Source organism: Eisenbergiella sp. OF01-20 (genome assembly GCF_003478085.1).
Lineage (GTDB): Bacteria > Bacillota > Clostridia > Lachnospirales > Lachnospiraceae > Eisenbergiella.
Window position 1 is genome coordinate 1 of sequence record NZ_QUES01000006.1, and the last position, 11,667, is coordinate 11,667.

Genomic DNA, 11,667 nt, shown 5'->3' on the forward strand with positions numbered 1-11,667 from the left:
TGCAGGGCAGCAGGCCGCACAGGGAAGCAGGGCCGGGGGACGCCAAACTTTTTATCTGCACCCAACAAATCGTAGAATAAATCAATTTTATGTGAGAATAAATCATTGCTTTGGGGAATGGGCTGTGAAAAAATAAGGACAAATATACAGGAAAATTTTTGCTGTTTCGGGGATAAGGGACTGCTGCTGCAGTTGCTGAGGCTCCGAAGCTGCGGATGGGAGCGGGAAGATGAAAAAACAAGCATTTAATCCTTATCTGCCGTCCTGGGAATATATCCCTGACGGGGAACCTTACGTGTTTAATAAGAGGGTGTATGTATACGGCTCTCATGATCGTTTCCGGGGGCATGCGTATTGCCTGAACGATTATGTTTGCTGGTCGGCGCCGGAGGATGATCTGGGAGACTGGAGGTATGAGGGAGTGATTTACCGAAAAACCCAGGATCCCTTTAACCCGGACGGGTATATGTGCCTGTACGCGCCGGATGTGACGGTGGGGCCTGACGGCAGATATTATCTGTATTATGTGCTGGATAAGGTGCCGGTAGTGTCCGTTGCGGTCTGTGATACTCCTGCGGGGGCGTATGAATTTTACGGATATGTGCATTATCCGGACGGGACCCGGCTGGGAGAGAGAGAAGGGGACGAGCCGCAGTTTGATCCGGGTGTGCTGACGGAAGGGGATACTACGTATTTGTATACCGGCTTCTGCGCTGTAGGGGATAAGTCAAGAAGCGGTCCCATGGGAACGGTGCTGGAGGCGGACATGCTCACGATAAAGGAAGGGCCGGTGAATATTGCGCCCAGCCAGCCGTACAGCAAAGGCAGCAGCTTCGAGGGGCATGAATTTTTTGAGGCGCCTTCTATCAGGAAGAGGGGAGATACCTATTATTTCATTTATTCATCCGTAGCCATGCATGAGCTTTGCTATGCCGTCAGCAAAAATCCCATGAAGGATTTTGTATACGGAGGAGTGATTGTAAGCAATAACGATCTGCATATCGATTCCTATAAGCCGGCGGGGAAGCCCATGTATTACGGCGGCAATAATCACGGAAGCATTGTGGAGGCCGGGGGACAATGGTATATTTTCTATCATCGCCATACGGACGGAACCAATTTCAGCAGACAGGGATGCGTTGAGCCTGTTTCCTTCCGGGAGGACGGCAGTATTATTCAGGCGGAAATGACCTCCTGCGGCGGGAACGGCGGCCCTCTGGCGGGAAAAGGGGAATATCCCGCATACATTGCCTGCAGTCTGTTTACCGGAGAGGAAGCGTTTACCACCGGAGCGCCGGGAGAGTGGATGGACTGCCGGTTCCCGAAAATTACCCAGGACGGCAGGGACGGGGATGAAGAAACGGGTTACATCGCAAATATGAGAGACGGCGCACATGCAGGATTTAAGTATTTTGCCTGTAAGGATGTCCGCCGGGTTGCCATCCGGGTAAGGGGCTACTGCAAGGGGGCGTTTGGAGTGAAAACCGCATGGGACGGGCCTGTATTGGGCTGGATTCCCGTCGTGTTTTCCAATGAGTGGAAGGAATATTCTGCGGATATTACCATACCGGACGGGGTGCAGTCTCTGTATTTTGTTTACCAGGGAGACGGCGGCGCGAGCCTGGCATCCTTCACGCTGGAATAAAAAAGAGGGGAATAGCTGTGCGGGAAATGAAAAACAGGACGAATTTACATGAAATGCTCAGGCCGGTCTGGAAGGGCGGGCAGATCTTCCGTGAGACTTTTGCCTGCGTGGAGGACGGGGGGCTTTGCAGTGCCCCGTTTCTTCTGGAACCGGAAGAGATAATCAAGGTAGAAAGCTATGATCAGACACAGTACTTTGAGGCGGGACGTGACTGGTATGTGGAGGCGGGCCGGCTGTGCCTTACCGGAGACAGCCGGATTCCCCATACCGGCTGGGAGACTTTTTATTACGCCTCTCTGGAAGAAGCGCAGAAAGGGCAGGATGGCGGAGCCGTAAAGCTGGATTTTGGTCCGGTGGCCGTATCGGACGGCAGGTTCCTGAACCTGAATGCCATAGGGAATCCGGAGTTTGTTACCCGCTGGCAGATTGCGGTTACCTATGAAGCGAAGGAGGAGTGGAAGGGATGGCGGCCCGTTTCCCGGATCGCCCGCCTTCCCCGTGTGTACGGAAAGTTAAAGCGGAAAGAAAAGGTACGCATCGTCCTGTACGGCGACAGTATTTCCTGCGGCTGTGACTGCAGCGGCCTGTATGGGCTGGAACCGGGGCAGCCTCTGTGGCCGGAGCTGCTTATGGAAAGCCTGCGGGACTATTATAAGACGGATATTGAATTCATAAATACATCAGCAGGCGGGAAGGATACCCAATGGGCCATAGAAAATGCCGCAGAGAGAGCGGCTTCCTATAAACCGGATCTGGTTCTTCTGGGCTTCGGGATGAATGACAGGTGCACAGGATCGGAATACCGGGAAAGGACGAAGTGCCTGCTGAATGCGATCCGCAGAGAATCGCCGCAAACGGAATTTGTCCTGATTGCCACCACCCTTCCCAATCCGCTGGCGGATACCGACCCCATGCATTTTTGCGCACACCAGGGAGAATATGCCAGAAGCCTGCGGCTTTTGTGCGGACAGGGTATTGTGCTTGCGGATGTGCAGGATGTCCAGCGGACGATGATGGAACGAAAGCGGTATCTTGATCTGACCGGGAATCTGCTGAACCATCCCAATGACTATCTGGCAAGGGTCCAGGCACAGGTTCTGGATACGGTATTGAAGCCGTGATAACGGTTCAGACCTGCCGGAACTGTTACAAGCCATGAAAGCAGTTCACACCCTGTTTTGGGACACGCAGCCATGACGGCACAGTCCTGAACGGGGTGCGAACTGTTTTTTTGGTTAGAGGTAAACAAATAACACACCTGGTTTAAGACTTAATTACAAAGAAAACAAAATGTTAAAATGAATAACACTTGCGTGCTGTGGTTAACAATGCTATAATTCCTTATAATTTACAGAAAAAGAGGACTGATGTGTAGAAAACTCTTTTTTATTTATGTTTATCGTTAAACGGATTTGCTAATTCCATAAGGAGAAGGTATTGTTTAAAAATGGTTACACTAAAGGAAATTGCCAGAGAATGTAATGTTTCGGCAACCACGGTTTCCAATATCCTCAACGGGAAACCCAAGGTGAGTGAGGAGACCCGTCTGAAGGTGCTGGATGTCGTGAAAAGAAGGGGGTATCAGCCGAATTATATTGCCCAGGGGCTGCGGAACCAGAAAACGAAAATGATCGGTATCATTGCGGAGGATATTTCCCAGTTCAGTACCCCGGGAATGATAGAAAGCATTATGTCATGCTGCGAAGAAAACGGGTATCGGACGATTGTACAGAACCTGCGTCTGTATGCCAGATGGCAGGAGTCCTGGTTCAATAATGAAGAAGCTTACCGTTCCGTGCTGGAGCCGGCTTTGCAGGAGCTTCGTTCCATTAAGGTGGACGGACTGATTTATGTGGCGGGCCATGCCCGGATTATCCATCCTTTTAAGGAGGAGCTTAGAATGCCTGCGGTGATGGCTTACGCGTATACGGATTCTCCCAGAGTACCCTCCGTGGTGATTGAGGACGAAAAGGGAGGGTATGATATGGTGAAATACCTGCTTTCCATGGGACATAAGCAGATAGGCATCATCGGCGGACGGCCGGATAATATCCATACGAAAAAAAGGCTTCTTGGGGCGCAGAAGGCTTTGTTTGAAGCCGGAGTTCCCTATAATCCGGATTGGGTCCGTTACGGTGCCTGGAACCGGGAATCAGGCTACGAACAGGCGGGGGCGATTGTGGATGCCGGGGTTTCGGCGATCTTCTGCATGTCGGATCTGATGGCCGGCGGTGTTTATGATTATCTGGAGGAACAGGGACTGAAGGCCGGCGAGGATATATCGGTTGCCGGATTTGATAATCAGGATGTGGCGGAATATTTCCGGCCGGCCCTGACAACCATGCGTCTGCCTCTGTCTGAAATCGGCCGGAAATCGGCGGAAATGCTTTTGGAGTGCATTGACGGAGAGACGGAAACGGAAGAAGTTTCCGAAAACCGTCCTGTTGAGATTGCGATTCCCTGTTCTCTTGTTGTAAGAAGTTCAGTGAAGAAGAAGCTTTAACAGGCAGGAAAAAAGGGATTGTATACCTACGGGCATACAATCCCTTTTTTGTTTCATAGAAAAGTTCGTCCTATGAAACAAAAACCTCCGGGGGATGCGCCATCCGCGCCGGGGAAATATGGCCGCGGAAGCAACGGCGATCCGTCGTGCGGGTCCGTCGATCCGGACGTTTGGTCCTTTGCAGAAAGAGAGAATGCCGGCCAAAGCGACTTTCCTGTTCCCTGTTTTTGAAAAGGGCAGTCAAAACGGTTACCAAGGAATCACAAAAAAGGGTTTATGTTTTTGGAACAATACAATAATATGTAAAACGATATACAAGTGTAATATGTTGGCGTAATTATAAATATACTACAAAAACAAAGAACTTATGGGTTTTAAAAATAATATATTTTGTGCTAAATGTATAAAAAAATGAAAATTTGAAAAGTTATATTGACATTTGATGGAAAACAGTTATATAATCCAACTAAGCAAAAGGTTTAACGATAAACAAGTATAAATAACTCTTTGGAGGAAGGGAGAGACGTATGCATCTTTTTCAGAATAAGAAAAAATGGAATTCTATCAAAATGTTCCTTTATGTACTGCCCTTTATTGTATTGGTCTTAATATTTTCCTATTACCCTCTGTATGGCTGGGTATATGCCTTTTTCGATTATAAACCGCCCAAGCCGTTCTCCATTCATGATTTTGTCGGACTGAAATGGTTTAAGTCCCTGGTGGAGAACCCGATTAAAATCAACCAGCTTCTGCAGGTTCTCAAGAACACCTTCGCTATGAGCGGCATTACGCTTGCGACTTCCTGGCTGCCAATGATATTCGCCGTATTCATGAATGAGCTGCGCTGCGTACCCTTCCGTAAATTTGTACAGACAGTGACCACGCTGCCTAATTTCATCAGCTGGGTGCTCGTTTATTCCGTAGCTTACAGCCTTTTCAACAGCACAGGTATGGCGAATACCCTGCTGCAGAATCTGGGGATCACCACGGAGCCGATTCTTTTCCTACAGTCCTCCGAGCATGTGTGGCTGACAATGTGGCTGTGGCTGACCTGGAAAAACCTGGGCTGGTCGGCCATCATGTACATAGCGGCAATATCCGGAATCGATGATGAAATGTACCAGGCGGCCAAGGTGGACGGCGCATCGCGGATGCAGATGATATGGTATATCACGATTCCCAGTCTCCTTCCCACTTACTTCGTCCTGCTCATGCTCAACATTGCCAATTTCCTTTCCAACGGAATGGAACAGTACTATGTATTCCAGAATGCTTTTAACAAAGAAACCATTCAGGTACTTGACCTGTACGTATACAATACCGCGATGGGAAGCGGCAGCTATTCCGTATCCGTTGCAATCAGTATGCTTAAGAGCGTAGTCAGCCTTATCCTTCTGTTCTTTGCGAACACCATGTCCAAGCTGATACGCGGCGAAAGCTTCCTGTAAGGAGACTAGGAGGAGAACAGATGAGCAAGGAAATAACCCGCAAAACCAAAATGCACCACAGCTTCGGCGATAATATGCTGGGCGCTGTCTGCTATATCCTGTTTGCACTTTGTGCCGTAGTTTGTATTTATCCGTTTTACTATATTTTTATCAATACCATCAGCGCCAATGATTTGAGCGCCAGGGGCGTGATTCTGTTTTGGCCCAAGGGTCTGCATTTCCAGAATTACATCAGCGCGCTTCGCATTGACGGGCTTTTCCAGGCGGCGAAAATATCCGTGCTGCGTACCGTTATCGGTACGGTGGGTACGGTAGGCGCTTCCGCATTCCTGGGCTTTATGTTCACCCAGGAAAATATGTGGCACAGAAAGCTGTGGTACCGGCTGGTGGTGGCAACCATGTATTTCAACGCAGGGATCATCCCCTGGTACCTGACTATGAGGAACCTGCATCTGACCAATAACTTCTGGGGATATATTTTACCGGCTGTTATTTCCCCGTTTTATATCATCCTGACCAAGACCTTTGTGGAGTCGGTTCCCAAGGAACTGCAGGAGGCGGCGCAGATTGACGGGGCCGGGATTATGAAGATTTTCTTCCGTGTCATGCTGCCGGTCATCAAGCCCATAATGGCAACTGTGGCGATTTTTTCTGCGGTAAACCAGTGGAACTCTTTCCAGGATACGCTGCTTTTGGTAACGGACACCAAGCTGTATCCGCTGCAGTTTATCCTGTACCAGTATCTGAACCAGGCAAGCTCCCTGGCGGGCCTTGCCAACACCAACAACAGCGCGTCCATGGCGGCGGCGGTGGCTACGAGCCAGACGCCCACCAGCGTGCGTATGACCGTAACGATTATCGTGGTTATCCCCATTATCCTGGTATATCCCATTTTCCAGAGATATTTTGTAAAGGGCATCATGATAGGGGCGGTCAAAGGCTAAAACATGTTTGAGAATAGCAGGGGAAAAGCCCTCTGTTATACATAGACCCAAAAGAAAGAAAACAAGGAGGATAAATCCTCTGTCTGCATAAGCGGGCAGACATTTTTCCTTCGGAAAAACAAGGAGGATTCAATATGAGAAGGAAACGTTTAGCATCCCTGGCTCTTGCGGCTGTAATGACGGCATCGGCCATTCTGGCTGGCTGCGGACAGGGCGAAAGCACACAGGCACCGGCAAACAGCGGCACCGAGCCTGCAGCACAGACAAGTGCCGGCGAAGAAGGCGGCACGGAAACAGCGTCCGCACAGGGAGCTGCTCCTGTGGTATCCCATGATACGGAGCTGACAATCGAGATTTATGACAAGGCAGCCAACTATCAGGGAATCCAGGCAGGCTGGTTCGGCAAGGTTCTTAAGGACAAATTCAATATCCAGCTGAACATTATCGCACCGCAGGTATCCGGTGATGCCAATTCTCTTTATCAGACACGTAGTGCGTCCGGAAATCTGGGAGATATCGTTATCATCGACAACTCCGAAATGCAGGACTGTGTGGAAGCCGGCCTGATTATGGATATCGGCGATATCATCGGCAGTTATGAGAACCTGACAAAGTACAAAGAGCAGATCGATCTGTTCAACGGAACCATGAACGGCGTGGAAGCAGGAAGCGTTTTCGCAATTCCCTGTAACATGAACAGCAACGGCCCCACTGCTTTTGTGGGAACGGAAGTTGCAAGTGCACCCAGGGTACCGTGGGATCTGTATGAAGGATTGGGATGCCCGGAACTGAAAACAACCGATGACCTGCTGAACATGCTTAAGGATATGCAGGATAAATATCCCACCAACGCGGCAGGGGACAAAGCCTTTGCGATTACCATGTGGAAGGACTGGGACGGCACAAGTATTGAAAATGCCAATCTGCTTTCAAACTGGTTCGGACAGCAGGTAAAGGAATCTGTCCTTCTCGGCAACGATAACACCATCATGCCTTTGACGGATAAAAACGGCGGCTATTACAAAGCACTGCAGTTTTTCTATAAAGCAAACCAGATGGGACTGGTGGATCCCGACTCCGCAACCCAGGACTGGACGACAGCCTGTGACAGCAAGATGAAGCAGAAGAGAGTATATCTGTTCTGGTATAACTGGCAGAATGGTTTCTGGAATACACCGGAGCATGGCGAGAGCCGTGAAAACTACATGTATACTCCCGTAGAAAAGCTGAACTTCTTCCAGATGGCGGATTCCTATTACGGCGACGGACGTGTATGGGGCGTAGGCTCCCAGGTGGATGAAGAGAAGAAATTACGGATTATGGAGCTGCTTGACTGGCTTGCTTCTCCGGAAGGGCTGACCTATCAGCACAACAGTCTGGAAGGCCTGATTTATACGGTAAATGAGGATGGTACTTATACACTGACCAAAGAAGGACAGGATCGTTTTACAGGAGATCTTCCGGTACCCGAAGAAATGGGCGGCGGCCTTTGGAGCGACGGTAATAACCAGATTAACCAGTGGATCGCAGGAAGTTCGGAAATGAATCCGGTGACCGGAGAGTATTTTGAGCCCAACTTATGGTCCTCTACCATAGAAATGAACCAGACCGCAACTACAAAGGAATGGTCTGAAAAATTCGGCGCTGTGAATGAAGTGGAATATATGAAGAATGCAGGCCAGCTGGGTATGGTTGCTAATGTAAATATCCCTCTCGCCAGCGACGATACCGATACCGCCCTGATCAGAAGCCAGTGTAAGAGCGTGGTATGTGATGCTTCCTGGCGTATGGTATTCGCTGCCAATGATGCGGAATTCGAGCAGATGTGGGATGATATGTGCACACAGCTGGAAGGCTTTGGCTGGAATGACCTGGTTGCCTTCGATACGGAAAAATATCAGGCTGTTATCGATGCGAGAAAAGCAGCGGAATAAGACGACATAACCAATAAGGCATAAGGAATATATAAGCAGTAAACATAAGTGGGGGGCTGGCGGATGTCAGCCCCTTTTTCTCGTTTTTAGAGTCAGTGTAACGGGGAAGGTACAAAACGGTTACGTATCCGCAGAAGCGGAGGGAGGGGTAATTATGAGTTTGAAAACAGTATATCAGCCGTATTTCAAAATAGGAGCGGCAGTTCCGGCAAAGGTGTTTGAAGATCACACAGCGATGGGGGAGCTGTGCCGGCAGTATGATTCCATTACCTGTGAAAATGAGATGAAGCCTCAGTTTCTGCTGGACGAAGAGGAAAACGGAAGCGATCCGGCCCGGTATGACCGCTGTCCTGCCGTATCCTTTCACAGCATTGGTAAATACCTGGATTACGCAAAGGAGCATGGGCTGAAAATGAGAGGCCACACGCTCGTATGGCATAACCAGACGCCGAGATGGTTCTTTGCGGCGGGGTACCGGAAGGAAGCGGACGCGCCGCTTGCGGACAGGGAAACCATGCTGGCGAGGCTGGAGGGATATATCCGGCAGGTGCTGGATTATGTACAGAGCCGGTATCCGGGCGTGATATATGCCTGGGATGTGGTGAACGAAGCGGTGGAGGACGGGGCGCTGCGCCGATCCCTCTGGACGGAAACCGTGGGAGAGGATTTTATCCTGCAGGCGTTCCGGTTTGCCAGAAAATATGCGGATCCATCGGCCGCCCTGTTTTATAATGATTATGATACGTTCCTGCCCTGGAAACGGGAGGTTATCTGTGAGCAGGTGCTTAAACCCCTGCTTTCGGAAGGGCTGGCGGACGGTATGGGAATGCAGTCCCATATGACCATGCAGACCCCATCTTTGGAAGAGTACGAGAAAACCGTCCGGACATTCGGGCGGCTGGGACTGGAGATCCAGGTGACGGAGCTGGATATCCATAACGCGGATCCGTCCCGGCAGTCCATGGAAGCCCTGGCGGAGCGCTACCGGGATATCTTTACCATACTCACACGCGCCAAAAAAGAGGGAATGGCGGATATCACCGGCGTGACCTTCTGGGGCATGCAGGATGATGACAGCTGGCTTACCGGATTCCGTAAAGAAAGAAGCTATCCGCTTTTATTCCAGAACGGGTTCCGGCCCAAGGCGGCTTACCAGGCGGTTCTGGGCGTACCCGGAATCGTGGAGTCAGATACCCCGGACCGCCTGCCGGGCGGGGAACGGTTTGCCTTCTGGGAGAAAACGCCGGTGTTCGTAAAAGAATATCATGTGAATAAGTCCCATCCCGGAGCGTCTGATGACAATGACGGCAGCCCGGAGCATCCCTTCGCCACCATACAGGCGGCCGCCAATCTGGCCGGTCCCGGTACGAGGGTATGGATCCACGGGGGTGTTTACCGGGAATGTGTCCGTCCGGTAAGCGGAGGAAGCAGCCCGGAAACTATGGTGAGCTTTGAAGCGTACGGAGACGGTGAGGTGATCATCAAGGCATCCGAAGAAACGAAGGATTTTCGTCCCAGCCAGGGCTGGAACCTGCTTTCCTTTGATGCACCGGAAAAGCTGCCGGAGGGGCTGCAGATCTGGGAAACCAGGCTGAATCCGGGTGATTTCCGGGGCTATAATCCCTTCTGTGCGGTGAATATCCTTCATGACCGCCTGTATATTGAATATGACAAGACGGATATGACCACCTACTTAAACCGCAGAGGCATGGTTTTCTGTGACGGAAAGCCCCTGCAGCAGGTGGCGCTGTACAACCAGCTGTCCCGCACGCCCGGTTCGTATTGGGTGGAGGCCAATGGACAGACCGTTCATTTCCGGCTGGAGGATGATTCGGATCCGGCGGTTCACTGCATAGAGCTGACCTGCAGGGAGCAGTGTTTTGCTCCTGATATCCCCTTCCTTTCCTATATTAAGGTGAAAGGCCTGACCTGTGCCCATGCGGCCACAGGTGCTCCCGTACCCCAGAGAGGGGCCATTTCCTGTTACAGGGGGCATCACTGGATTATTGAGGACTGTAAAATCGAATGGTCTAACGGTGTGGGGATCGATATCGGCAACGAATGCTGGCACCACAGCTTTATAGAAAACCAGATTATCGGGCATACCGTGATAAGGGGCTGTGAAATCCGGGATGCGGGCGTCTGCGGCATCGCCGGAATGTTTGCTACTGATCTTCTGATCGAAGACAACCGGATCGAAGGAACCGGCTGGCAGAAAATGGAACTGTCCTGGGAGGCGGGCGGCATCAAGGTACATAACAGCATAAACAGCCTGATACGCCGGAATGTATTTACGAAAACCTTCCGGGCCGATCATCTGTGGATGGATGTGGGAAATGAAAATAACCGGATTACCCGCAACCTGTTCCTGGACGGAATCGAGCAGAGGGAAGCTATTTTCATCGAATGCTCCAGAGACGGGATCAATCTCATAGACAACAATATTTTCTGGAATGTGGAGGGACGGTTCCAACAGGCGGATGTGCCCAACGAACCGGGTTCCACAGGCTGGTATAAGATGGAGGAACCGGGAGTTGTCAACGGCTATGCGGTATACGGCGAGGGTACGGACCGACTGCATGTGGTGAACAATTTTATCGGAAAATGCCGCAGCGCCGGGTACTTTGTCAAACCGGTCGCCTTCCGTATCGGCGCAAACAAAAGAGGGGGAACCTCCAGGGAGGCCAGGATAACCAACAATCTGTTCTATGACTGCGGGGAGGCCGCCATTAAGTTCCCCACCAGGGATAACGACGCCCAGGGCAACCTGTATGTGAAGATGCCGGGCGGGTATCTGCGGGTGCTGTATCCTGCACCGGAAAACTGCCTGGATCTGCAGGCTTGGCAGGAGTTTTACGGCTTTGACAGGGAAGGGCAGGAGGGCTTCTTTACCATCCGGGTGGATACGGAAAAGCTGACCCTGGAAATGGAAAAAGCGGATCACGTTCCCGGAGGCAGACATCACGGGACAGGAAGGCAGGAGTATACGGCCGATCCGGAAAAAGTGCTGCCTGTTAAGGCTTCCATGGAGACGGCGGACGATTTTTATGGGACGGCGCCGAAGGAACGCAGGGTGCCCGGACCCTTTGCCGTGCTGGAAGCAGGGCGTGTATACGATATTGACCCAAGAAAACATAACTAGTCAGATACCACGCGACAAAACAAAGTTCGCGGGAAACTGATTTGCCATGCA

General features: G+C 50.9%; 7 protein-coding genes. All 7 read left to right on the forward strand.

Going from position 1 to position 11,667, the window contains the following annotated elements:
- Positions 1–229 precede the first annotated feature (229 nt).
- The 7 genes from DXA36_RS09705 (at position 230) to DXA36_RS09740 (ending at position 11,616) form a co-directional block, all read left to right on the forward strand.
- Complete coding sequence (locus DXA36_RS09705; RefSeq protein WP_118678596.1) at positions 230–1,645, forward strand: family 43 glycosylhydrolase; 1,416 nt, start codon at positions 230–232, stop codon at positions 1,643–1,645.
- Between the two features lie 26 nt (positions 1,646–1,671).
- On the forward strand, positions 1,672–2,766 hold the full coding sequence (locus DXA36_RS09710) for an SGNH/GDSL hydrolase family protein (protein ID WP_243114612.1): 1,095 nt from the start codon (positions 1,672–1,674) through the stop codon (positions 2,764–2,766).
- 302 nt (positions 2,767–3,068) lie between these two features.
- Entirely contained in the window at positions 3,069–4,148 is a 1,080-nt protein-coding gene (locus DXA36_RS09715; RefSeq protein WP_330425011.1) for a LacI family DNA-binding transcriptional regulator, read from the forward strand.
- 527 nt (positions 4,149–4,675) lie between these two features.
- The gene (locus DXA36_RS09725) at positions 4,676–5,596 is read left to right on the forward strand and encodes an ABC transporter permease (protein ID WP_118678604.1); all 921 of its coding nucleotides are present in this window, start codon (positions 4,676–4,678) and stop codon (positions 5,594–5,596) included.
- Between the two features lie 20 nt (positions 5,597–5,616).
- Positions 5,617–6,540, forward strand: coding sequence for a carbohydrate ABC transporter permease (locus DXA36_RS09730; RefSeq protein ID WP_118678606.1), 924 nt, complete (start codon positions 5,617–5,619; stop codon positions 6,538–6,540).
- A gap of 134 nt (positions 6,541–6,674) precedes the next feature.
- Positions 6,675–8,474, forward strand: a complete 1,800-nt coding sequence (locus DXA36_RS09735; RefSeq protein WP_118678608.1) for an extracellular solute-binding protein — start codon at positions 6,675–6,677, stop codon at positions 8,472–8,474.
- A gap of 154 nt (positions 8,475–8,628) precedes the next feature.
- Positions 8,629–11,616 carry an endo-1,4-beta-xylanase gene (locus DXA36_RS09740; RefSeq protein WP_118678610.1) on the forward strand — a complete coding sequence of 996 codons (2,988 nt, stop codon included), beginning with the start codon at positions 8,629–8,631 and terminating at the stop codon, positions 11,614–11,616.
- Positions 11,617–11,667: the final 51 nt, after the last annotated feature.